The sequence below is a fragment of the Pseudomonas sp. AC172 genome (assembly GCF_979258595.1).
This window is the reverse complement of record NZ_OZ409868.1, coordinates 5,805,155-5,829,176: the sequence shown is the minus strand read 5'-3', so window position 1 is coordinate 5,829,176 and position 24,022 is coordinate 5,805,155. Positions and strand designations below refer to the sequence as shown.

The window sequence follows — 24,022 nt, the reverse complement described above, 5'->3', positions numbered from 1 at the left end:
CCTGCTCGTTTCAGCATCTACACTCGTCCTGACAGGCCGTCGCACCGCGCCTGGTGGAACGGCGAGCCCATCAGCCCTGCACTCGCGGTTCTCTTTCACCGTCAAGGAGATGACCATGCAAGTGAAAGCCCTGATCGCCGCTGCGCTTTTCGCGCTACTGCCCAGCGCCAGCCACGCCACCAACCTGATGTACATGCCCTTCGAAACCGTGCTGTCGGACGCGATTCGCGCCGGGCGGCTGGATGGCAGTGTGAAGTTCTATCTGCTCGGCAATGGGCCGCAGGGCACGCAGCAGTTGTTGCGGCGTGGGGTAGTCAGTGATCTGAAAACCAACGGTTTCAACAAGAGTGACCACGATTCCTGCGAGTGGGTGTTGCAGTCAAATCTGATTAAGTTACAGGCTGATGCCAAGCGGGTCGGGGCGAATGCGGTAGTGAATATCGTCAGTTACTACGACCAGCATGTGCGCAAGGATTTGAATACCTACGAGTGCCGGGCGGGGATATTTGTCACGCGAGTAGCGCTGAAGGGGGATTTGGTGCGGTTGCCCTGAAAGGTTGGGGGCTTGGACTGACGTCTTCGCGAGAAGGCTCGCTCCCACCTTGGAATGCGTTCCCTGTGGGAGCGAGCCTGCTCGCGATTTGATTGCGCAGCAATCACACCTTTGATGGTTCAACCTTGCGTGTGAGCAGCTCGACAAACGCCTTGGCCATCGGTGACTTCTGATCCTTGCGCTGCACCAGCCACACCGCAGACACCGCTTCCGGATCGAGCAACGGTCGGTAGACCACGCCGTCGATGCGCATCCGCTGATAGGACGCCGGCAGCACCGAAACCCCCAGCCCCGCTGCGACCAGACCGATAATGGTCATCGCTTCGCCCGCCTCTTGGGCGAAGTGCGGGCTGAACCCGGCATCACGCGCCAGACTCAGCAATTGCGCATACAGCCCGCTGCCGTAACTGCGCGGAAAGAACACGAACGGCTCCAGCGCCAGCGCCGAGAGGAACAAGCCCTCCTCCGACCCCTGCGCCAATGGATGCTTGGAACCGAGCACGGCGACCAGCGGCTCACGCATCAACTCCACCACGCTGAGCGAATCGGGCAAACCCAGCGGGCGCATGATCCCGACCTCGATCGACTCATCTACCAGCCCCTCGGCGACTTGCGTGCTGCTCATCTCACGAAGGTTGAGGTGCACCGCCGGAAAACGCTGGCGAAAGGCAAAGATCGCTTGGGGAATGGTCGAGTTGAACGGTGCCGACGAGGTGAAGCCAATCTTCAACTCGCCCAGTTCACCGAGTTGCGCACGTCGGGCGACGTCCGCTGCTTTATCGACCTGCGCCAGCACCAAGCGCGCCTCTTCCAGAAACAATCGCCCCGCCTCACTCAGCTCGACCCGACGATTGGTCCGCTCGAACAACCTCGCGCCAACCTCTTGCTCCAGCGCCTGAATCTGTTGGCTCAGCGGCGGCTGCGAGATGCCCAGCACCTGCGCGGCACGGCCAAAATGCAGTTCTTCGGCGACGGCGATGAAGTAGCGCAGATGACGCAATTCCATGAAAACTCCATTAGGTCGTTAAAGCTATCAAACAGGTCGAACAATATATTGGATAGAAACATTAGCCAGCTATATGATTTTTTCATTGCCTGCCTGGTCGTGCCCTCCGAGGTCTGAAGTGAAAACTGCTGTCGCGCCCCTAGCCCATGAAGTCCCGCCCGCTGCGGCGGACGATGTCGTCGCCGAGCTGCAAGAGATCTACATCGAAAAAGGCACGCCGATGTTCATGCGCACGGTGCTGGCGCTGTTCAGCGGCGGCTTCGCGACGTTCGCCCTGCTCTATTGCGTGCAGCCGATGATGCCGCTGCTGTCCCACGAATATGGGATCAACGCCGCGCAGAGCAGCCTGATCCTTTCGGTGGCCACCGGCATGCTCGCCATCGGCCTGCTGATCACCGGGCCAATTTCCGATCGGGTCGGGCGCAAACCGGTGATGGTGACTGCGCTGTTCGCGGCGGCGCTGTGCACCATGGCCAGTGCAATGATGCCGAGTTGGGAAGGTGTGCTGATCATGCGCGCACTGATCGGACTGTCGCTGAGCGGGTTGGCAGCAGTGGCAATGACTTACCTGAGCGAAGAAATTCATCCGCAACACATCGGCCTGGCGATGGGTTTGTACATCGGCGGCAACGCGATTGGCGGGATGAGCGGGCGCTTGATCACCGGCGTGCTGATCGACTTCGTCAGCTGGCACACGGCAATGCTGGTGATCGGTGGTTTGGCGATGATTGCCGCAGCGGTGTTCTGGAAGATCCTGCCCGAGTCGCGCAACTTCCGTTCACGCTCGCTGCATCCGCGCAGTTTGCTTGACGGCTTCACCATGCACTTTCGCGACGCCGGTCTACCGCTGCTGTTTCTTGAGGCATTCGTGCTGATGGGCGCGTTTGTAACGCTGTTCAACTACATCGGCTATCGCTTGCTGGCCGCGCCGTACAACCTCGATCAGGTGTTCGTGGGTTTGCTGTCGGTGGTGTACCTGTCGGGGATCTACAGCTCGGCGAAAATTGGCTCGCTGGCGGATAAGCTGGGGCGACGCAAGGTGTTGTGGGCGACCATTGCGCTGATGTTTGCTGGCCTTGCGTTAACGATGTTTACGCCTTTGCTGCTGGTGATTGTCGGCATGTTGATTTTCACCTTTGGCTTCTTTGGCGCGCATTCGGTGGCGAGTAGCTGGATCGGTCGTCGCGCGACCAAGGCCAAGGGGCAGGCGTCGTCGTTGTATCTGTTCAGCTATTACGCAGGGTCGAGCATTGCCGGGACGGCAGGTGGGGTGTTCTGGCATCTGGGCGGGTGGAATGGCATCGGCCTGTTTATTGGTGCGCTGTTGCTGATCGCGCTGCTGGTCGCATTGAAGCTAGCAAAGTTGCCGCCACTCCCGGGGGGAGCAAAGGTTTAGCGACAACTGCGCCCTAGCGGTAATCACGGGCCAAGGTACACTGACGGCATTCGTCTGCTTTGGTAAAGGGAAGCCAGAATGCGCCTGGACCGTCTCCACATTAAGAATTTTCGTTGCTACGAAGATGCTACGTTCGACTTTCAGCCTGGGTTCAATCTGGTGGTGGGGGTTAATGGGAGCGGGAAGACATCATTGCTCCAGGCCATCGCTGTTTCCTTCATCGAATTCGGCAACGCGGTAAAGCCGAGTCAGATCTCAATAAAAGATGAAGATATTCGCTTCGTAATTGACCGCTTTGAGAACAGAAGTCGTTTCGAACGTCAGTACCCGTTGCAGGTACAAGGGACGGGGCTTTTTTTTGGCGCAACCGAATGGATTCTGAAACGAGACGGAGACAGCTTTCCCCCACTCGTGAATTCAGCTTTTGACGCTGAGATGGTCAAGCTCAAGCAGAAGATCAACTTGGCTATGCCGATCGATTTACCGGTGCTGGCGTTCTATCGCTCCAATCGTCGCTGGCAAGGCGCAGGCGTATCCGCAGAGTTTGCGGCCAAACAACGCCTGTCGCGCTTTGATGGATATGCAAACTGGTTCGATGCGGTGGCAGATCTCAGTGATTTCGAAAGCTGGCTGATCAGCAGAACACTGGAACGAATGCAGGATCTCTTGGATGCCAATCAACACTCTGCAGATTTCAACGACGAACTGGTTTGGGTCAATAGTGCTATAGCTTGCGCAATCCCTCATGCACAGAATCTGCGCTATGACCTCAGGTTGCAAAGCTTGCTGATCGACATTGACCAAAAAACCATTCCCTTCAATGAACTCAGTGACGGTCAGCGCGGCATGATCGCCCTTTTTACCGACATTGCCCGCCGCATGTGCATCCTCAACCCTCATATGGGCAAGGACGTCCTGAAGAATACTTCAGGCGTGATCATCATTGATGAACTGGATATCCATCTGCATCCCGCTTGGCAACGCAGCATAGTTCCAGCATTGACGAAAGCATTCCCCAAAGTCCAGTTCATCGCCGCCAGTCACTCCCCCCAAATCATCGGCAGCTTGAAGCCAGAAGAGGTGATCGTCCTGCACAATGGCGAATCCTCACACCCTCGCGTCACCTATGGTCTGGACTCCAGCAGCGTGCTCGAGGAAGTCATGGGCGTTGACCAGCGCGAACCCGAGATTGAAAACCTCCTCTCCGAGCTTTTTTCAACCCTGGAAGACAACGACCTGAAAAGGGCGAAATCGCAGCTTGAGGCCTTGAAGAAGAAGGCTCCGGATCTTCCGGAGTTTGCCGGTGCAGAGGCACTCCTCAGGCGCAAGGAGATTCTGGGCAAATGAAGCGAGTGCTCAAAGGAACTGAACCTGCTTCATTTACAGAATGGAAAAGCTCGGCGAACGATGAATGGGTTCCAACCTACCCCACTCTGCAAAACCCGCAAAAGCGAGAGCTACACGAGGCCTTGTTACAGGAACAAGGATCACTATGTTGTTATTGCGGCAGAGAGATAGAAGCGGCCACCAGTCACATCGAACATTTCCGGCCTCAAGAGCACTTTGAAGCGCTCGCGCTGGACTACGAAAATCTTTTAGCGTCTTGTCTGCGCGAAACCAGACCCGGCAATCCACTGCATTGTGGACACCGCAAAGGAAACTGGTTTGAAGAAGCGCTGCACATATCTCCAATGGATGAGCAATGCGAACTGCGCTTCAGATACCTGCAAAATGGCGAGATTCAGCCGACGGATTCTGAGGATTTGCCAGCCGCTGAAATGATTGAAATTCTAGCGCTGGATATTGCCTACCTGAACAACCGACGCCGAGACACGATCCGTCGACTTTTTGATGGTGAATTCATCGCGAGTGTCAGCAAAGAAGATCTCGAGCATCTCGTCGATGTGATTCGAGCAGCAAAAGCCTACGATCAGAAGCCTTTCGACCACATCATTGCCCGCTACGCCGAGCAACTGCTCGGCCGTTGAAGGTTGTCCAAAAAAACGCCCGGCACTGGCCGGGCATTTTTTATTATGTGGCGATCACTCGTGATACTGCGCCGACAACTCATGCACCGCGCGCAGGAAGGCACCGGCGTGCTCCGGATCAACCTCTGGCGTGATGCCATGGCCGAGGTTGAACACGTGGCCGCTGCCCTTGCCGTAGCTGGCCAGAATGCGCCCGACTTCCGTGCGGATCGCTTCCGGTTTGGCGTAGAGCACGGTCGGGTCCATGTTGCCTTGCAGGGCAACCTTGTCGCCAACGCGGGCGCGGGCGTTGCCGATGTCGCAGGTCCAGTCCAGGCCCAGTGCGTCGGCGCCAGCCTCGGCGATACTTTCCAGCCACAGGCCGCCGTTTTTGGTGAAGAGGATCACCGGCACTTTGCGACCGTCGTGTTCGCGGATCAGGCCGCTGACGATTTTTTTCATGTAAGCCAGCGAGAACTCCTGGTACGCCGCCGCCGACAGGTTGCCGCCCCAGGTATCGAAGATCTGCACCGCTTGCGCGCCGGCCATGATCTGACCGTTGAGGTACGAGGTCACCGACTGCGCCAGTTTATCCAGCAGCAGGTGCATGGCTTGCGGGTTGTCGTAGAGCATGGCTTTGGTCTTGCGGAAATCTTTCGACGAGCCGCCTTCAACCATGTAGGTAGCCAGTGTCCACGGGCTGCCGGAGAAGCCGATCAGCGGTACACGGCCGTTCAGTTCGCGACGGATGGTGCTGACCGCGTCCATGACGTAGCCGAGGTCTTTGTGCGGATCAGGGATCGGCAGGGCTTCGATATCAGCCATCGTGCTGACGACTTTCTTGAAACGCGGACCTTCACCGGTCTCGAAGTACAGGCCTTGGCCCATGGCATCGGGGATGGTGAGGATGTCGGAAAACAGGATCGCCGCGTCCAGTTGTGGATAGCGGTCGAGCGGTTGCATGGTGACTTCGCAGGCGAATTCCGGATTCATGCACAGGCTCATGAAATCACCGGCCTGGGCGCGGCTGGCGCGGTATTCAGGCAGGTAGCGACCGGCCTGACGCATCATCCACACCGGGGTGACGTCTACGGGTTGCTTGAGCAGGGCGCGGAGGAAACGGTCGTTCTTCAGGGCAGTCATGTCGGCATCCGGAAAAAAAGTGCGGGCATTTTCTCAGAGCGCGACGCAAAAGGCACGGATGCAGGTCAGCCTTTTGTCTATCGGGTCAATTTATTGCGTTGGAAAGCAGATTTTGCAACACCACAAAACACTGTGGGAGCTGGCTTGCCAGCGATGCGGACACCTCGGTGTGCCAGATTAAGCGAGGTGATGCTATCGCTGGCAAGCCAGCTCCCACAGGTATTGCATTGCAGTCAGCTAGACGGGATCAGACGCCCAGGTAATCAAGGATCCCTTCGGCAGCATTGCGGCCTTCGAAGATCGCCGTCACCACCAGGTCCGAACCGCGCACCATGTCGCCACCGGCGAAGATTTTCGGGTTGCTGGTCTGGTGCTTGTACTGACCTTGCTCAGGCGCGACTACGCGGCCCTGGCTGTCGGTCTGGATCTCGAACTGCTCGAACCACGGCGCCGGGCTCGGGCGGAAACCGAACGCGATGACCACGGCGTCGGCCGGGATGATCTCTTCGGAGCCCGGGATCGGCTCGGGGCTGCGACGGCCACGGGCGTCCGGTTCGCCGAGACGGGTCTCGACCACTTTGACGCCTTCAACCTTATCTTCGCCGACGATGGCGATCGGCTGGCGGTTGTAGAGGAATTTCACGCCTTCTTCCTTGGCGTTCTTCACCTCTTTGCGCGAGCCGGGCATGTTCGCTTCGTCACGACGATAAGCGCAGGTCACCGATTTGGCGCCCTGACGGATCGACGTGCGGTTGCAGTCCATCGCCGTGTCGCCGCCGCCGAGAACCACAACCTTTTTGCCTTTCATGTCGACGAAATCTTCCGGCGACTTTTCAAAGCCCAGGTTGCGATTGACGTTGGCGATCAGGAAGTCCAGCGCGTCATAAACGCCCGGCAGATCTTCACCGGCAAAACCGCCCTTCATGTAGGTGTAGGTGCCCATGCCCATGAACACTGCATCGTATTCGGCGAGCAGTTGCTCCATGGTCACGTCTTTGCCGACTTCGGTATTCAGACGGAACTCGATGCCCATGCCGGTGAAGACTTCGCGACGATTGCTCAGCACGGTCTTTTCCAGCTTGAACTCGGGGATGCCGAAGGTCAGCAAACCACCGATTTCCGGGTTCTTGTCGAACACCACCGGGGTCACGCCGCCGCGTACCAGCACGTCGGCACAGCCCAGACCTGCCGGGCCCGCGCCGATGATCGCGACACGTTTGCCGGTCGGTTTGACCTTGGACATGTCCGGGCGCCAGCCCATGGCGAACGCGGTGTCGGTGATGTACTTCTCGACCGAACCGATGGTCACCGCGCCGAAGCCGTCGTTAAGGGTGCAGGCACCCTCACACAGACGATCCTGCGGGCACACGCGGCCGCAGACTTCCGGCAGGGTATTGGTCTGGTGCGACAGCTCGGCGGCCTGAAGGATGTTGCCTTCGGCCACCAGCTTCAGCCAGTTCGGAATGAAGTTGTGCACCGGGCACTTCCATTCGCAATACGGGTTGCCGCAACCCAGGCAGCGGTGGGCCTGATCGGCCGACTGCTGGGGTTTGAACGGTTCGTAGATTTCGACGAACTCTTTCTTGCGTTGACGCAACAGTTTCTTCTTCGGATCTTTGCGCCCGACATCGATGAACTGGAAGTCGTTATTCAGACGTTCAGCCATTGTTAAAACCTCATCAAACTCTTCAGGCGCATATCACTGCGGGTTGGCACGAGTGCTGGAAAGCAACGACTTCAGGTTGGCAGCCTTGGGCTTGACCAGCCAGAAACGGCGCAGGTAGTCATCGAGGTTTTCGGCGAGTTCACGACCCCACTCGCTGTCGGTTTCCGCGACGTACTCGTTCAGCACGTTTTGCAGGTGGCTGCGATAGGCTTCCATCGCCTCGCCGCTGATCCGCTGGATTTCCACCAGTTCGTGGTTGACCCGGTCAACGAAGGTGTTGTCCTGATCGAGCACGTAGGCGAAACCACCGGTCATGCCAGAGCCGAAGTTGTAACCGGTCTTGCCCAGAACGCAGACGAAACCACCGGTCATGTACTCACAGCAGTGATCGCCAGTGCCTTCCACAACCGTGTGGGCACCGGAGTTACGCACGGCGAAACGCTCGCCTGCGGTGCCAGCGGCGAACAGCTTGCCGCCGGTCGCGCCGTACAGGCAGGTGTTGCCGATGATGGCGCTTTCCTGAGTTTTGTAAACGCTGCCCTTCGGCGGCACGATGGTCAGCTTGCCACCGGTCATGCCTTTGCCGACGTAGTCGTTGGCGTCGCCTTCCAGATACATGTTCAGACCGCCGGCGTTCCACACGCCGAAGCTCTGACCGGCAGTGCCCTTGAAGCGGAAGGTGATCGGCGCTTTCGCCATCCCTTGGTTGCCGTGCTTGCGCGCGATTTCCCCGGAGATCCGCGCGCCGATCGAACGATCGCAGTTGCAGATATCCAGATCGAACTCGGCGCCGCTCATGTCGTTGATCGCCGACGAAGCCATCTCGACCATTTTCTCGGCCAGCAGACCTTTGTCGAACGGCGGGTTGCGCTCAACGCCGCAGAACTGTGGCTTGTCCGCCGGAATGTGATCGCTGCCCAACAGCGGCGTCAGATCCAGATGGTTTTGCTTGGCGGTCTGGCCTTCGAGGATTTCCAGCAGATCAGTACGACCGATCAGCTCTTCGAGGGAGCGCACGCCGAGCTTGGCCAGCCACTCACGGGTTTCTTCGGCGACGTAGGTGAAGAAATTCACCACCATGTCGACGGTACCGATGTAGTGATCCTTGCGCAGCTTCTCGTTCTGAGTCGCAACGCCGGTGGCGCAGTTGTTCAGGTGGCAGATTCGCAGGTATTTGCAACCCAGCGCGATCATTGGCGCGGTACCGAAGCCGAAGCTTTCGGCGCCGAGGATCGCTGCCTTGATCACGTCGAGGCCGGTTTTCAAGCCACCGTCGGTCTGCACCCGGACTTTGCCGCGCAGGTCGTTGCCACGCAGGGTCTGGTGGGTTTCGGCGAGGCCGAGTTCCCACGGTGCGCCAGCGTATTTGATCGAGGTCAGCGGCGAAGCACCGGTGCCACCGTCGTAGCCGGAAATGGTGATTAAGTCCGCATAGGCCTTGGCCACACCAGCGGCGATGGTGCCGACGCCCGCTTCGGCTACCAATTTGACCGAAACCAGCGCCTTCGGGTTGACCTGTTTCAAGTCGAAAATCAGCTGCGACAAGTCTTCGATCGAATAGATGTCGTGGTGCGGCGGTGGCGAAATCAGGGTTACGCCCGGCACCGCATAACGCAGCTTGGCGATCAAACCATTCACTTTACCGCCCGGCAGTTGCCCGCCCTCGCCCGGCTTGGCGCCTTGCGCGACCTTGATCTGCAGCACTTCGGCGTTGACCAGGTATTCCGGGGTCACGCCGAAACGGCCAGTCGCAACCTGCTTGATTTTCGAGCTCTTGATGGTGCCGTAACGCGCCGGGTCTTCACCACCTTCGCCGGAGTTGGAACGCGCACCGAGGCGGTTCATGGCTTCGGCCAGGGCTTCGTGAGCTTCCGGCGACAAGGCGCCCAGCGAGATACCGGCGGAGTCGAAGCGCTTGAGCACCGATTCCAGCGGCTCGATTTCACTGATGTCCAGCGGCGTGTCGAGGGTCTTGACCTTGAACAGGTCGCGGATCATCGACACCGGACGGTTGTCCACCAGCGAGGTGTATTCCTTGAACTTGGCGTAGTCGCCCTGCTGCACGGCGGCTTGCAGGGTGTTGACCACGTCCGGGTTGTAGGCGTGATATTCGCCACCGTGGACGAACTTCAGCAGACCGCCCTGCTGGATCGGCTTGCGCGGACTCCAGGCTTCGCTGGCGAGTGCTTTCTGTTCGGCTTCGATGTCGACGAAACGCGCACCCTTGATGCGGCTCGGCACGCCACGGAAGCTCAGGTCGCAGACTTCTTCGGACAGGCCGATGGCCTCGAACAGCTGCGCACCGCGGTACGAAGCGATGGTCGAGATACCCATCTTCGACAGGATCTTCAGCAGACCTTTGGTGATGCCTTTGCGGTAGTTCTTGAACACCTCGTAGAGGTCGCCCAGTACTTCACCGGTACGGATCAGGTCGCCCAGCACTTCGTAAGCCAGGAACGGATACACCGCCGAGGCGCCGAAACCGATCAGCACGGCGAAGTGATGCGGGTCACGGGCGGTCGCGGTTTCAACGAGGATGTTGGAGTCGCAGCGCAGGCCCTTTTCGGTCAGGCGGTGGTGCACCGCACCGGTCGCCAGCGAAGCGTGGATCGGCAGCTTGCCCGGGGCGATATGACGGTCGCTCAGAACGATCTGGGTGCGACCGGCGCGCACGGCTTCTTCAGCCTGATCGGCCACATTGCGGATCGCCGCTTCGAGGCCGACGCTTTCGTCGTAGTTGAGATCGATGATCTGCCGCTCGAAACCCGGGCGGTCAAGGTTCATCAGCGAGCGCCACTTGGCCGGCGAGATCACTGGCGAGCTGAGGATCACGCGCGAAGCGTGTTCCGGCGACTCCTGGAAAATATTGCGCTCGGCACCGAGGCAGATTTCCAGCGACATCACGATCGCTTCACGCAGCGGGTCGATCGGCGGGTTGGTGACCTGCGCGAACTGCTGACGGAAGTAGTCGTACGGCGTACGCACACGCTGCGAGAGCACGGCCATCGGCGTGTCGTCACCCATCGAACCAACGGCTTCATAGCCTTGCTCGCCGAGCGGACGCAGGACCTGATCGCGCTCTTCGAACGTGACCTGATACATCTTCATGTATTGCTTGAGCTGATCGACGTCGTAAAACGCCGAACCGTGGTCGTTGTCTTCCATGGTCGCCTGAATGCGCAGGGCATTCTTGCGCAGCCATTGCTTGTACGGATGACGGGATTTCAGACGGTTGTCGATCGCATCGGTGTCGAGGATCTGCCCGGTTTCGGTGTCCACCGCGAAGATCTGGCCAGGGCCGACACGGCCCTTGGCAATCACGTCTTCCGGCTTGTAGTCCCACACGCCGATTTCCGACGCCAGGGTGATGAAACCGTTGGTGGTGGTCACCCAGCGCGCCGGGCGCAGACCGTTACGGTCGAGCAGGCACACCGCGTAGCGACCGTCGGTCATGACCACACCGGCCGGGCCGTCCCACGGCTCCATGTGCATCGAGTTGTACTCGTAGAACGCACGCAGATCCGGGTCCATGGTTTCGACGTTCTGCCACGCTGGCGGGATGATCATCCGCACGCCACGGAACAGGTCGATGCCACCGGTGACCATCAGCTCGAGCATGTTGTCCATGCTCGACGAGTCGGAACCGACACGGTTGACCAGCGGGCCGAGTTCTTCCAGATCCATCAGATCATTGGTGAACTTGGTCCGACGGGCCTGCGCCCAGTTACGGTTGCCGGTGATGGTGTTGATCTCGCCGTTGTGGGCGAGGAAGCGGAACGGCTGAGCCAGCGGCCATTTCGGCAGGGTGTTGGTGGAGAAGCGCTGGTGGAACACGCAGATCGCGGTTTGCAGGCGCTCGTCGCTCAGGTCTGGATAAAACGCGGCCAGATCGGCCGGCATCATCAGGCCTTTATAGATGATGGTCTTGTGCGAAAAGCTGCAGATGTAGTGGTCGGAGTCGACGGCGTTGGCCACCGACGAACGACGACGTGCACTGAACAGCTTCACGGCCATGTCCTGATCGCTCAGGCCTTCGCCGCCGATGTACACCTGCTCGATTTGCGGCAGGCGCTCAAGGGCCAGGCGGCCGAGGACGCTGGTGTCGATGGGCACTTTGCGCCAGCCGATCAGTTGCAGGCCTTCAGCGAGGATCTCGCGGTTCATGTTCTCGCGAGCGGCTTCGGCCTTGGCCGGATCCTGGTTGAAGAAGACCATGCCCACTGCATATTGCTTGGGCAGCTCAACGCTGAAGGTTTCCTGGGCAATGGCCCGCAGGAACGCGTCAGGCTTTTGAATCAGCAGACCGCAACCGTCACCGGTCTTGCCGTCGGCATTAATCCCACCGCGGTGGGTCATGCAGGTCAGGGCCTCGATGGCCGTTTGCAAAAGGGTATGACTGGGCTCGCCCTGCATATGGGCTATCAGGCCGAAACCGCAGTTATCCTTGAATTCATCTGGTTGGTACAGACCTGCTTTCATAGACACTTTCTCACCAGGCTGCCTCTTTTCGAGGCAAATTTCTTTTCAATTCAACCACTTGCATTCCGCGCCGAACGTACGCCGGCTTGGCGGGGGCAAAAGGGTGGTCATTGTACACAGCGACACAGAGGCTCACAAATTTGACGACGAAATGTCGCAAATTCATGTCGCATTTGTGAAAGGTTTAAAGCGATCTGCTGTGCTAGTCAAAACTTTTTTAATTTTGACCGCAACGACTCAAAGACTACTGTAACGCAGACACCACAAGGCACGCGGTCGCAGGGACGGTTGGCGCTTGCTGGCGAACCGCGTTGCACGCCAACGTGTGCGAGGCAAGGCGCGGGATGCTGCCAATGGTTGTTCCCTTGGCAAATCCCGCAACGCAGCCTCGCACACGTTGGCGCGCAACCCGAAGGGACGCGCCCCATTTTTCGCTGGGCAGCGTTGCTCGGAACTTATTTGGAAAAACCAAACTGCGTTCCTCGCGCCTTGCCCAGCAAAAAATGGGGCGGCGTCGCGGTCGTCAGCAAGCGCCAACCGTCCCTGGAGACGGCGCGCACTCGTAGAAATTTTGAGGTGCTTGGAGAGGCGGCCTGGGTAAGGCCGCCGAATCTTCAGCGAGTTGTTGCCAGTTCCTGTTGGACGCTGGCGACAGTGCGAGGCCAAGGTTTACCAGCCTGAACCTTCGCTGGCAAGGCCTTGATGGCAGAAACGGCTGCATCACGATTGGCGAAGTTGCCGTAGGTGATCACATAGAGAGGCTTGCCGTTGAGGACTTTCTTGAAATAACGGTACTCGCCGCCCTGCTCCTTGACGAAGTTTTGCGCGGCAGTTTCGGAGCTGGTGCCGAGGATCTGCACCACGTAGTTGCTGGTCGGCTGACCGGCGTACCAGCTGCCACCGGCCGCTTTGGCGACGGTAACCGGCTTCTCCGCCGGTTTGGCAGCGACGACTGGCTTGGCCGGCGCTGGAGCCGGTTTGGCGGCCGGTGCGGCCGGAGCAGGCTTGGCGGTGGCAATTTGCGTCGGCGCCGGGGTCGGCTTGGCGGCTGGCAACGGAACAGGCGTCGGCGCAGGACCGGCCGAAACGCCCGCAGGCGGTGCGGAGGTGGTCACGGTCGGCGGAGTAGCGCTGGAACCTTCCAGCGGCACGCCATCGTCGCCTTCGGTAATGCCACCGGCCGCTTCGGCCAGCGGGCCGCGCATCACCGGTTGCGAGTTGCCGACCAGCGGCAACGGCATCGGTTGCGTATTGCCGGCGAACTCGACATTCGGCGCGCCGCCATTGGCTGCACCCTGGCCCAATGGCAACTGTGCCTGCTCATTGGCCGGTGCACCGGTGGTCGGCGCCTTGTTGCGACCCGGCATCAGCCAGGCGGCGGCGACCGCGACCACAACGACGGCGGAAATCGCCAATACGTGTTTCTTCGGCATGTTGAACCCCATACTTGGACGCTTGACCGCTGAGCGGCTGGCAATCATGACTTCGATCAGAGCATCGCGAGCGACCTGGTTGATGTTGCCCGGCCAACCCTCGGCACTTTCGTGAATATCAGAGATCTGATCTGCGGTGAAAAGTTCGACACCCCGGCCAGCACCTTCGAGCCGTTGGTCGAGATACTCGCGGGTCTCTTCTTCGGTGTACGGCTGCAATTCGATGACGTGAAAGCGCTCTTCCTCAAGGTGCAACGCCTCGAGCTGAGCAATCAGTGACGACTCGCCGAACAGGAACACGTGCGGGCGACCTTCCGGTGCGCCGGCACCCAGCGCCATCAACGCTTCGAGGGCGGATTCGTCGAGCTGCTCGGCGTCGTCCACCAGCAGATAGACTTCCTGACCGGTCAGTGCGAGTTGCACCACTTGATCCAGAATCGCGCCAACTTCGGCCTGAGCGACGTTCAGCGCCTGCGCCACCTGGCGCAGCACTCCAGCGGCATCACCGGCGCCACGGGCGGAAACCACCACACTCTGCACCGACTGCTTGTTGGTGCTGGCGACCAGCGCCTGACGCAGCAACGTCTTGCCACTGCCTTGCGGCCCGGTGACCACCAGCAACAACTGGCTGTAACGCGCCAGATGATGCAGTTGACCCAGCACCGGTTTGCGCTGGGCCGGGAAGAACTTGAAGCCCGGCACACGCGGCGCGAACGGGTCGTGGCTTAACTGGAAATGGCCGAGGAACGCCTCGTCGGCATGCAAACTAGTCATCGGAATCTTATTAACCTTTAAGCTGAGCCAGGGCGCGGTAATCCGCTCCCAGCGTGGCCTGTAGAACCTCTTTCGGATAATCGTCGGTCACTACCGCTTCGCCCATCCGGCGCAGCAGCACCAGTCGCAGACGACCGTCGATCACTTTTTTGTCGATTGCCATGTGTTGAAGAAAATCGGCTTCGGTCATTTCAGTCGGCGGCACCACTGGCAGACCGGCACGCTGAAACAGACGAATGCCGCGATCACGCTCCGCGTCACTGATCCAGCCCAGACGCGCGGACATTTCCAGCGCCATCACGGTGCCAGCAGCGACCGCTTCCCCGTGCAACCAGACACCATAGCCCATGTGGGTCTCGATGGCGTGGCCGAAGGTGTGGCCAAGGTTGAGCGTGGCGCGCACACCGGTTTCCTTCTCATCGGCGCCGACCACCGCAGCCTTGGCTGCGCAGGAGCGCTCGATTGCGTAAGTCAGGGCTTTCTGATCCAGCGCACGCAGGGCATCGACGTTGTCTTCGAGCCAGGTCAGGAACGGCTCGTCACAAATCAGCCCGTACTTGATGACTTCGGCCAGACCGGCGGACAGCTCGCGCTCTGGCAGGGTTTTCAGGGACGCCGTATCGATCAGCACGACGTTCGGCTGATAGAACGCGCCGACCATATTCTTGCCCAGCGGATGATTGATGCCGGTCTTGCCGCCCACCGACGAATCGACCTGGGACAACAATGTCGTAGGGATCTGGATAAAGTCGACGCCGCGCTGGTAGCAGGCAGCGGCGAAACCGGCCATGTCGCCGATCACACCGCCGCCGAGGGCGATCACGGTGGTGCGGCGATCATGACGGGCGGTCAGCAGACCGTCGAAGATCAGTTGCAGGGTTTCCCAGTTCTTGAAGGCTTCGCCGTCCGGCAGCACCACGGAGATTACCGAGAACTGCGCGAGGCTGCGGGTCAGACGTTCAAGATAGAGCGGCGCAACGGTCTCGTTGGAGATGATTGCCACCTGCCGCCCATGGATATGCGGCGCCAGCAACTCGGGCTGATCCAACAAACCTTCGCCAATATGAATCGGGTAGCTGCGCTCGCCTAGATCGACCTTGAGTGTCTGCATGTGTCCCCACAGTGAAGATGGAAGCAGGCGTCCTGCCCTGAATTATTGGTTATCTGCGGCCTATAGCGGGTATGACGCCGCTCGCACGCCATCCGCCACAACCTCGGCGGGCTATGACAGGACGCCGAGGATAGCGCATTTCGAGCGCTGCTTTAACGGGGAGGAAGTTGCGCCAGACGATCGAGAATGTCGAGCACCACCATGCGTGGCGGCCGTTCGTCGGTTTCCACCACCAGATCGGCGATTTCCCGATACAGCGGATCGCGGATCGCGAGCAGGTCACGCAGGGTTTTCTCCGGATTGGCAGTGCGCAGCAACGGTCGATTGCGGTCGCGCGAGGTGCGGCCGACCTGCTGTTCAACGGAGGCGTGCAGATACACCACTCGCCCCCCCTCATGCAGGGCCTTGCGATTGGCATCGCGCATGACGGCGCCACCGCCGGTCGCCAGCACCACGCCATCGAACGCGCACAGCTCGGCAATCATCGCCTGCTCACGGTCACGAAAGCCGGGTTCGCCTTCCTTGTCGAAGATCCACGGGATATTGGCGCCCGTGCGCAGTTCAATTTCCTTGTCGGAATCTTTGAACGGCAGGCGCAGCTCTTTGGCCAGCAACCGGCCGATGGTGCTTTTGCCAGCGCCCATCGGTCCTACAAGAATCAAATTTCGCACAGAATCAACGACTCACAGCAATCGCCTGGTTATTCATGATACGTGGTGTGAGAAATACCAGCAGCTCGGATTTTTTCTCCGAAACCACATCACGCCGGAAAAGGCGGCCAAGATACGGCACATCGCCAAGAAATGGCACCTTATCTACGACCTTGCTTTGAGTATTTGAGAAAACACCGCCAATCACGATGGTTTCGCCGTCGTTCACCAGTACCTTGGCGTTGACCTCGTTTTTCTTGATCGGCGGCACATCCTGCACTTTGTTCAGGTAGTCCGGTTCGTCCTTGGTGACCTTGACCTCCATGATGATGCGGTTGTCCGGGGTGATCTGCGGGGTGACTTCCAGCGACAGCGAGGCCTCCTTGAACGACACCGACGTCGCGCCGCTGGAGCTGGCTTCCTGATACGGAATCTCGGTGCCCTTGAGGATTTTTGCGGTTTCCTTGTCGGAGGTGACCACTTTCGGCTGCGAGACGATTTCACCGTTGCCGGTTTTCTCCATCGCGGTCAGTTCGAGATCGAGCAGCACGTTGTCGGTAATGAAGGCGATGCCGATCCCTGAGGTATTGCCCACTGTACCCATGTCGACGAACGGCGAGTTGGTGCTGGTGCTGCCCGGCGTACCGATGGTGGTCGATGAGCCATTGCTCACCCCGGAAGTGTTCCAGTTGCCCTTGTTCTGGATCGAGCCACCCCAGCGTACGCCCAGGCTTTTGTCGTAATCGACGTTGGCCTCGACGATCCGCGCCTCGATCATCACCTGACGCACCGGAATATCCAGCTGCGCCACGATCCGCCGCAGCTCATCGAGTCGATCCTGAGTCTGATAGGCAATGATGTTATTGGTCCGTTCATCCACGGTAATCGAACCGCGTTCGTCGATTTTCGCCTCGGCACTGGTGACTGACTGGAACAGTTTGGCGATGTCCGCCGCCTTGGCGTAGTTCACTTGCAGTAGTTCACGGCGCAACGGCGCCAGCTCGGCGATCTGTTTTTGCGACTCCAGCTCCTGGCGCTCGCGGGCAGCGATTTCATCGGCCGGAGCCACCAGCAGCACATTGCCGATCTTGCGTTTATCCAGGCCTTTGGTTTTCAACACGAGATCCAGCGCCTGATCCCACGGCACGTTTTGCAGGCGCAAGGTAATGCCACCCTGCACTGTATCGCTGGCGACGAGATTGAGGTTGGTGAAGTCGGCGATCAGTTGCAGCACCGAGCGCACATCAATGTCCTGGAAGTTCAGCGAGAGCTTTTCGCCGACGTAAGCCTGACGGTCAGCGTTGCGCTTTTGCAGGTCATCGATGGTCATCGGACGGATGCTGACGGTCAGTTTGTTGTCGGTCTGGAAGGTCGAGTATTCGTAAGTGCCACTGGGCTCAACGGTAATAACCGTGCGATCAGCGGTCACTCCGGCATTGACGAACTGCACCGGGGTGGCGAAATCCTTGACGTCGAGGCGTACCCGCAGCTTGTCCGGCAGCTGCGTGCGGGCGAAGCTGAGGATGATCTTGCCGTCATGCTCCTGAATATCCGGTGCAATGGTCGGGTCGGACAGGTCGATGACGACATTGCCTTCACCTGCCGTACCGCGCTGGAAGTCCACACCGCGAATCGCCCGGTTTTTCGGCACAAAGGCCTTGGCAGGTGCAACCGCTTTAGCGGTAGCACGAGGTGCGACGGCAGCAGGACGCGCCGCCGCTGCCGGTGCGCCCTGACCGACCACCACGAACAGGTTATTGCCTTCGACCCGCGTGGTGTAAGGCGCCAGTTGCGTGAGACTGACAATCAGCCGAGTCCGCTCCTTGGCCTCGACCACCGTGGCCGTGCGCGCATTACCACTGCCCAGATCAAGATTTTTGCTGGCCAACTGACTGGCGACACCGGGCAGATCCAGCGCAATCCGCGCCGGTGATTCAGTGGTGTAGCCCTTGGGTTGCGGCGGAGGACCGTCGAACGACAACTTCAGCTCGACGCGATCACCCGGCAACGCCGCCACGTCCAGCGTCTTCAGATTGGCCGCGAGTACCATCGGCGACATCAGCGCTATCCATAGCGAAAAACCGAGGGTGGAGAAAATCCTGTTCATTGTTCGACTTCCACTATGAGTGCTCTTTCAAAGGAATGGTGCGCGGACGCTCCAGCCAGGCGCCTTCGCCGTCGGGAACGATTTCGACCACATCGACCTGGGTCGCACTGATGGCAACAATGCGCCCGTCGTTGCGCCCCAAGTAGTCGCCGACTTTCAGCCGATGCACCCCGCCCGCCCCGCGCAACAACGCGAAAGAGCCGGAAGCATTGGCAATCGTGCCGACCATCTCGAACTGCTCGATGTTGAAACCTTCGAGGTATTGCTTGACCCGATTGGGGTCGGGTTTGACGTTGCGTGACCCGTGTTTCTGCCCGGCCAGATCGACCCGCACCTGGCGCGAGAACGGACTGCGCAGATTGGCTGCGCTGTAAGTGAATGTGGGGTAAGACCGGAATGTCGGGGTTGGTTCAATCTTGCCTGCCGGGCGCAGGCGCACTTCATTCATATAGGCATCGAGGTCACTGAAGTCATCGCTGCCACCACAACCGTTCAACGCGAGCAGCGTCATCGACAACACGATGTAACGAAGCGGGGTCATTTCTGCAGCCCCTTGTCGTTATAGCGGTAGGTCTTGGCAAGGATGCTCATGCGCAGCTTCGGCCCGCCTTCTTTATCGGCAGGAGCGAGTTCGAAGTCGTGCAAGGTAACGATGCGCGGCAGCCCGGCCACACCACTGACGAAAGTGGCGAGATCGTGATAGGCGCCGGTGACCGTGATCTGAATCGGCAGCTCTATGTAGAACTGCTGGGTGACCTCCGGCAGCAGTTTGATTTCCTCGAACTCCAGGCCACTGCCCAGACCGGTACGCGTGATGTCCTCAAGCAGCCCCGGCACTTCGGTGTCACTGGGCAATTGCCGCAACAACACGCCGAAGGTGTTTTCCATCTCCTTCATTTGCTGGGTGTACAACTCAAGGTTGGCTGACAGGCGCGCCTTGCTGGCGAACTGCTCCTTGAGCGTGGCCTCTTCCTCGCGCTTGGCCTCCAGCTGGTTCTCCATATCACTGATAAAAAAGTTATAGCCAAGCGCCAATACCAGCACCATCAACAGCGCCCCGGCGATGGCTTTCACTGCCGCTGGCCACGAGCCGATGTTGCTCGTATCGAGGTCGTTGAAATCGATGTCGCGCAGACTTTCCAGCCATTCGGACGGCTTCATTGCTCGTCCTCCAGGGTCTTGGGTTGAGTCTGCCGAACGGTCAGTTCAAAAGTGTTGGCCTGATCCACCTGGCCGGCGGTCGTCGCTTTCACCTCATTGAGGCTCGGTGCGTCGAACCAGTCGGAAGCATCCAGATTGCGCATCAGCTCGGAGACCCGGTTGTTCGATTCTGCAGCGCCGCTGATCGACAAGGTTTTGCCAACCATCTTCACGTCAGTGAAATACACACCGTCCGGCAATGTCCGCGCCAGTTGGTCGAAGATTCGCCCGCTGATCTGCCGGTTACCCTGCAAATCCTGAATGATGCGCATGCGTTCGACCAGTTGCTGACGGCGCGCCTTGAGTTCACTGATCTGCTTGATCCGTTCGTCGACCACCGCGATCTGCTTGCCGATGTAGTCGTTGCGCGCCACTTGCCGCTCAATGGCCGCACTGATGATCTGGTCGGCGATGAGTACCGCACCGACCGAGCCGACCACCACACCGATCAAGCTCAGCAGGAAGCGCTTGCGCCGTTCTTCACGACGCTCCTCGCGCCAGGGTAGGAGGTTGATCCGCGCCATCAGTCGAAACTCCTGAGCGCGAGCCCGCAGGCGATCATCAACGCCGGCGCGTCACTGGCCAGCGCTCCGGCGTTGACCTTGCTGCTCAAGGCCATGTTGGCAAACGGGTTGGCCACTTGCGTTGGCGTGCTCAGGCGTTGCTCGATCAAGCGGTCCAGCCCCGGCACCGACGCCGTGCCGCCGGCCAGCAGAATGTGATCGACTGCATTGTATTGCCCGGAGGCGAAGAAGAACTGCAATGAGCGCGACACCTGCTGCACCAATGCCTCGCGAAACGGCTGCAAGACCTCGCTGATGTAATCATCGGGCAGACCGCCCTGCTTTTTCGCCAGCCCCGCCTGCTCGAGGGTCAGGCCGTAGCGGCGCTGGATTTCTTCGGTCAGTTGCCGGCCGCCGAACAATTGCTCGCGGGTGTAGATGATCTTGCCGTTGTGCAGAACGCTGAGGGTGGTCATAGTCGCGCCGATGTCGACCACCGCGACCGTCAGGCGCTCCTGCGACGCGGCCAGTTGCGTCGCCAGCAAGCCGAACGAGCGCTCCAGTGCATAGGCCTCGACATCGACCACCCGCGCGGTCAGCCCGGCCAAAGCCAACGCCGCTTCACGGACTTCGACGTTTTCCTTGCGACAGGCAGCCAGCAACACGTTGACCCGCTCGGGATTGCGCGGCGACACGCCCTGGACTTCGAAATCGATAGCGACTTCGTCCAGCGGATAGGGAATGTATTGGTCGGCTTCGATCTTGAGCTGATTTTCCAGCTCGTCGTCGGACAGCCCGGCATCCATTTCGATGACTTTGGTGATCACGGCGGAACCGGCCACCGCCACCGCCACGCTCTTGAGCGCGGTGCGCGCCTTGACCAGCACGCGGCTCAGGGCCTGACCAACGCCTTCAAGCTCGGCGATGTTCTTTTCGACCACGGCGTTGACCGGCAATGGCTCTACCGCGTACGCCTCGACGCGGTAGCGATCACCCTGACGGCTCAGTTCCAGCAGCTTCACTGACGTAGAGCTGATGTCGATCCCCAGTACCGTATTGGTCTTTTTATTGAAGAGTCCCAGCACTACCAATTCCCTATGACTTTCCGTGAGTTACGGACTCTGTAATACGCATTGCGTTCCTTCACCCCGTCTTGACAGAAGCGCAAATGACGCCCCCAGCAGAAAAGTGCTTATAATGCCCAGCGTTTTTTTCCGCTTTTTACTGCCTGCGCGGATGGTTCTGTGTGTAGCCGGAACCCCGTCGCCAAATTCATTCTTTGCACTGGATGTCCAAACGCCTTGATTCGTCTGCTGAAATTTTTCGGTTGGTCCATCGTCGCCGTTTTCTGCGGACTGCTTTTAGGTCTCAGCGGCGCGTTTCTTTACCTTAGTCCGGGTTTGCCGTCTGTGGAGGCTCTGCGAAGCATTCAGTTGCAGATTCCGTTGCGGGTCTATTCCAGCGACAACAAGTTGATCGCAGAGTTTGGCGAAATGCGCCGTACACCGATCCGTTTCGCCGACATTCCGCCCAATTTCATTAATGCGTTACTAAGTGCTGAAGACGACAATTTCGCCAATCACTATGGCGTCGATCCGAGCAGCCTGATGCGCGCCGCGACCCAATTGGTCAAAAGCGGTCACATTCAGTCCGGCGGCAGCACCATCACCATGCAGGTGGCGAAGAACTTCTTCCTGACCAGCGAACGCAGCTTCTCGCGCAAAACCACTGAAATTCTTCTGGCCCTGCAGATCGAACGACAGCTGACCAAGGACGAGATCCTTGAGCTGTACGTGAACAAGATCTATCTGGGCAACCGCGCCTACGGCATCGAAGCGGCGGCGCAGGTGTATTACGGCAAGTCGATTCGTGATGTCAGCCTGGCGCAGATGGCGATGATCGCCGGCCTGCCGAAAGCGCCGTCGCGCTTCAACCCGCTGGCCAACCCGGCGCGCAGTAAAGAACGCCGCGACTGGATCCTCGGGCGCATGTACAAGCTCGGCAAGATCAGCGAGGCGGACTACACCGCTGCGATCAACGAGCCGCTGAACGCCAGCTATCACGTGCCAACCCCGGAAGTGAACGCGCCGTACATCGCCGAGATGGCCCGCGCCGAAATGGTCGGCCGCTATGGCAGCGACGCTTACACCGAAGGTTTCCGCGTCACCACCACGGTGCCGAGCAACCTGCAGGAAATGGCCAACACCGCGCTGCACGAAGGTTTGATGACCTACGACCAGCGTCATGGCTACCGTGGCCCCGAATCGAGACTGCCAGGCAAAACCCGCGAAGCCTGGGCCAGTGAGCTGACCAAACAACGCACCATCAGCAGCCTTGAACCGGCCATCGTTACTCAGGTCGACAAAAACGGCCTGCAAGTGCTGACCCGCACCGGCGAAGAGCACGTCGCCTGGGACACCATGAAATGGGCGCGTCCGTTCCTCAACACCAACAGCATGGGCGCCAACCCGCGCCAGCCGTCGGATGTCGCGCAGGTCGGTGATCTGGTCCGCGTGCAGCGTCAAAAAGACAACTCGCTGAAGTTCAGCCAGATCCCGCAGGCACAAGGTGCGCTGGTGTCGCTGGATCCGCAAAACGGCGCGATTCGCTCGCTGGTCGGCGGTTTCGCCTTTGAGCAGAGCAACTACAACCGCGCCATGCAGGCCAAGCGTCAGCCGGGTTCGAGCTTCAAACCGTTCGTCTACAGCGCCGCACTGGACAGCGGCTACACCGCTGCGACGCTGGTCAATGACGCGCCGATCGTGTTCGTCGACGAGTATCTGGACAAGGTCTGGCGTCCGAAGAACGACACCAACACCTTCCTCGGCCCGATCCGCTTGCGTGAGGCGCTGTACAAGTCGCGCAACCTCGTATCGATCCGCTTGCTGCAGGCGATGGGCGTGGGCAAGACCATCGACTACATTACCCGCTTCGGTTTCAACAAGCAGGACCTGCCGCCAAACCTGTCGCTGGCGCTGGGCACCGCAACGCTGACGCCGATGGAGATTGCCACCGGTTGGAGTACGTTCGCCAACGGCGGCTACAAGATCACCCCCTACATCATCGACAAGATCGAAAGCCGCAACGGTGACACGCTGTTCGTTGCCAACCCGCCGACCGTGCCTCAGGGTGGTTCGGCGACGGACGGTATCGCAGCACCGAACAGCGAGTCGTTTACGGTCAACGCAACACCAGTGGCAGGTGAAGTACCGGGTAACGCAGCCGTACCACAAACGCCGGCAGTGGCTGAGCGTATTGTTGATGGTCGCACCACGTACATCCTCAATAGCATGTTGCAGGACGTGATCAAGCTCGGCACCGGCCGGCGCGCACTGGCTATGGGCCGCAGCGATATCGCTGGCAAAACCGGTACCACCAACGAATCGAAAGATGCCTGGTTCTCCGGTTACAACGCCGATTACGTAACCACGGTATGGACCGGTTTCGACCAGCCGGAAAGCCTTGGTCGTCGCGAGTTCGGCGGCACCGTGGCGTTGCCAATCTGGATGAACTACATGTCGGCTGCGCTGAAGGACAAGCCGCCGCACGTTCAGCCTGAGCCGGAAGGCTTGCTGAGCCTGCGCGTGGATCCGGTCAGTGGCCGTGCAGCTACGCCGAGCACGCCGGGCGCGTACTTCGAGCTGTTCAAGTCTGAGGACACGCCGCCGTCGGTGAATGAACTGGGCAATGGCACAGCGCCGGGTAGCCCGCTGCCGGCGGATGAACAGGCGCCGATCGATTTGTTCTGATCCAGCGTCACTGAAAAGCCCCGCCTTCGAGAGAAGTGCGGGGCTTTTTTATGGCTGAAGATCAAGAGCCCCTCACCCTAGCCCTCTCCCAGAGGGAGAGGGGACTGACCGAGTTGTCTTGCGCTCTACATCGACCTGAGAGAGCTGTGTCGATTATGGATTCAAAACAATACGTTCAGGTCGGCGTAACTCCCGAACATCCCCAATCAGTCCCCTCTCCCTCCGGGAGAGGGTTAGGGTGAGGGTTGCTTTTGACCCACAAAAAAACCCCGACTCTCACGAGCC

Annotated in this window: 17 protein-coding genes; 5 read left to right on the top strand and 12 right to left on the bottom strand. The window is 59.5% G+C overall.

Annotated features, from left to right (window positions below; translation table 11 throughout):
• Positions 1 to 115 precede the first annotated feature (115 nt).
• Positions 116 to 553 (top strand): hypothetical protein, encoded by a 438-nt coding sequence (locus tag ACZ0A4_RS26340; RefSeq protein ID WP_007909447.1) that lies wholly within the window; start codon positions 116 to 118, stop codon positions 551 to 553.
• Positions 554 to 656: 103 nt separating this feature from the next.
• Here the strand turns inward: ACZ0A4_RS26340 and ACZ0A4_RS26335 are convergent, their stop codons facing one another.
• Positions 657 to 1,559 carry a LysR family transcriptional regulator gene (locus ACZ0A4_RS26335; protein WP_463576862.1) on the bottom strand — a complete coding sequence of 301 codons (903 nt, stop codon included), beginning with the start codon at positions 1,557 to 1,559 and terminating at the stop codon, positions 657 to 659.
• Between the two features lie 118 nt (positions 1,560 to 1,677).
• Here ACZ0A4_RS26335 and ACZ0A4_RS26330 point away from each other — a divergent pair, with 118 nt between their 5' ends.
• The 3 genes from ACZ0A4_RS26330 to ACZ0A4_RS26320 all read left to right on the top strand — a co-directional run bounded on the left by ACZ0A4_RS26330 (position 1,678) and on the right by ACZ0A4_RS26320 (position 4,943).
• Positions 1,678 to 2,955: an MFS transporter gene (locus tag ACZ0A4_RS26330; RefSeq protein WP_463576861.1), complete on the top strand. Its 1,278-nt coding sequence runs from the start codon at positions 1,678 to 1,680 to the stop codon at positions 2,953 to 2,955.
• Between the two features lie 78 nt (positions 2,956 to 3,033).
• A complete protein-coding gene (locus tag ACZ0A4_RS26325) occupies positions 3,034 to 4,302 on the top strand; it encodes an AAA family ATPase (protein WP_463576860.1) in 1,269 nt (422 codons plus the stop codon).
• The gene (locus tag ACZ0A4_RS26320) at positions 4,299 to 4,943 is read left to right on the top strand and encodes a retron system putative HNH endonuclease (RefSeq protein ID WP_463576859.1); all 645 of its coding nucleotides are present in this window, start codon (positions 4,299 to 4,301) and stop codon (positions 4,941 to 4,943) included. The genes ACZ0A4_RS26325 and ACZ0A4_RS26320 overlap by 4 nt, the downstream gene beginning before the upstream one ends.
• Before the next feature lie 54 nt (positions 4,944 to 4,997).
• Here ACZ0A4_RS26320 and hemE read toward each other — a convergent pair whose 3' ends face one another.
• The 11 genes from hemE to ACZ0A4_RS26265 all read right to left on the bottom strand — a co-directional run bounded on the left by hemE (position 4,998) and on the right by ACZ0A4_RS26265 (position 21,073).
• Positions 4,998 to 6,065 carry a uroporphyrinogen decarboxylase gene (gene hemE / locus ACZ0A4_RS26315; RefSeq protein ID WP_322845625.1) on the bottom strand — a complete coding sequence of 356 codons (1,068 nt, stop codon included), beginning with the start codon at positions 6,063 to 6,065 and terminating at the stop codon, positions 4,998 to 5,000.
• Positions 6,066 to 6,312: 247 nt separating this feature from the next.
• Entirely contained in the window at positions 6,313 to 7,731 is a 1,419-nt protein-coding gene (locus tag ACZ0A4_RS26310) for an FAD-dependent oxidoreductase (protein ID WP_007909438.1), read from the bottom strand.
• Between the two features lie 33 nt (positions 7,732 to 7,764).
• Positions 7,765 to 12,210: a glutamate synthase large subunit gene (gene gltB / locus ACZ0A4_RS26305; protein ID WP_463576858.1), complete on the bottom strand. Its 4,446-nt coding sequence runs from the start codon at positions 12,208 to 12,210 to the stop codon at positions 7,765 to 7,767.
• A 614-nt stretch (positions 12,211 to 12,824) separates the two neighbouring features.
• Positions 12,825 to 14,417, bottom strand: coding sequence for an AAA family ATPase (locus ACZ0A4_RS26300; protein WP_463576857.1), 1,593 nt, complete (start codon positions 14,415 to 14,417; stop codon positions 12,825 to 12,827).
• Between the two features lie 10 nt (positions 14,418 to 14,427).
• Positions 14,428 to 15,528: a 3-dehydroquinate synthase gene (aroB, locus tag ACZ0A4_RS26295; protein ID WP_127925531.1), complete on the bottom strand. Its 1,101-nt coding sequence runs from the start codon at positions 15,526 to 15,528 to the stop codon at positions 14,428 to 14,430.
• A gap of 152 nt (positions 15,529 to 15,680) precedes the next feature.
• Positions 15,681 to 16,199: a shikimate kinase AroK gene (gene aroK, locus ACZ0A4_RS26290; protein ID WP_011332081.1), complete on the bottom strand. Its 519-nt coding sequence runs from the start codon at positions 16,197 to 16,199 to the stop codon at positions 15,681 to 15,683.
• Between the two features lie 4 nt (positions 16,200 to 16,203).
• Entirely contained in the window at positions 16,204 to 18,285 is a 2,082-nt protein-coding gene (pilQ, locus tag ACZ0A4_RS26285) for a type IV pilus secretin PilQ (protein WP_463576856.1), read from the bottom strand.
• 13 nt (positions 18,286 to 18,298) lie between these two features.
• Positions 18,299 to 18,826, bottom strand: coding sequence for a pilus assembly protein PilP (locus tag ACZ0A4_RS26280; RefSeq protein ID WP_463576855.1), 528 nt, complete (start codon positions 18,824 to 18,826; stop codon positions 18,299 to 18,301).
• A complete protein-coding gene (gene pilO, locus ACZ0A4_RS26275; RefSeq protein ID WP_123449349.1) occupies positions 18,823 to 19,446 on the bottom strand; it encodes a type 4a pilus biogenesis protein PilO in 624 nt (207 codons plus the stop codon). The genes ACZ0A4_RS26280 and pilO overlap by 4 nt, the downstream gene beginning before the upstream one ends.
• Positions 19,443 to 20,009 (bottom strand): PilN domain-containing protein, encoded by a 567-nt coding sequence (locus ACZ0A4_RS26270; protein ID WP_463576854.1) that lies wholly within the window; start codon positions 20,007 to 20,009, stop codon positions 19,443 to 19,445. The genes pilO and ACZ0A4_RS26270 overlap by 4 nt, the downstream gene beginning before the upstream one ends.
• Positions 20,009 to 21,073: a pilus assembly protein PilM gene (locus tag ACZ0A4_RS26265; protein WP_463576853.1), complete on the bottom strand. Its 1,065-nt coding sequence runs from the start codon at positions 21,071 to 21,073 to the stop codon at positions 20,009 to 20,011. The genes ACZ0A4_RS26270 and ACZ0A4_RS26265 overlap by 1 nt, the downstream gene beginning before the upstream one ends.
• A gap of 219 nt (positions 21,074 to 21,292) precedes the next feature.
• Here ACZ0A4_RS26265 and ACZ0A4_RS26260 point away from each other — a divergent pair, with 219 nt between their 5' ends.
• A complete protein-coding gene (locus ACZ0A4_RS26260; RefSeq protein WP_463577642.1) occupies positions 21,293 to 23,737 on the top strand; it encodes a penicillin-binding protein 1A in 2,445 nt (814 codons plus the stop codon).
• Positions 23,738 to 24,022 lie beyond the last annotated feature (285 nt).